This is a genomic window from Thermus sp. FJN-A, assembly GCF_054655095.1.
The window spans coordinates 1-393 of record NZ_BAAHSC010000070.1 but is presented as its reverse complement, the minus strand read 5'-3'; the positions used below and the strand labels follow the sequence as shown (position 1 = coordinate 393).

The window sequence follows — 393 nt, the reverse complement described above, 5'->3', positions numbered from 1 at the left end:
GGAGTGGGTGAGGGTGCGGTGGCCGAAGCGCCTTTCCAGGAAGGTGGAGAGGGGCCTCAGGAACTTGCCGGGGCCGGAGGTGGTGGTGTCCACATCCGGCATCACCGCCCCCCAGGCCAGGGCCAGGCCCTCCAGGAGGCCCACCTCCACCCCGAAGCCCCGCAGGAGGGAAGCGGTGAGGGCGGCCCCGGCCAGGTGGGTCGCGGCGGTCATGGCCCCCCCTTGCAAATACCATGGTATATACTGAAAGGGGAGGTTTCCCCTTGGGCTTCGCCTGGGATGAGGCCAACACCGCCCACATCGCCCGGCACGGGGTGCGTCCCCAGGAGGTGGAGGAAGCCCTCACCGACCCCAAGCGGCTGGTGCTCCGCACGCGCTCCCAAGGGGGCGAGG

The 393-nt window shown here is 70.5% G+C and carries 1 protein-coding gene; it reads right to left on the bottom strand.

What is annotated here, in order from left to right; all coding sequences use genetic code 11:
* On the bottom strand, positions 1-213 hold a 213-nt coding region (locus tag ACYQ0J_RS00360), incomplete at its 3' end, for a metal-dependent hydrolase (protein WP_460170241.1).
* Positions 214-393: the final 180 nt, after the last annotated feature.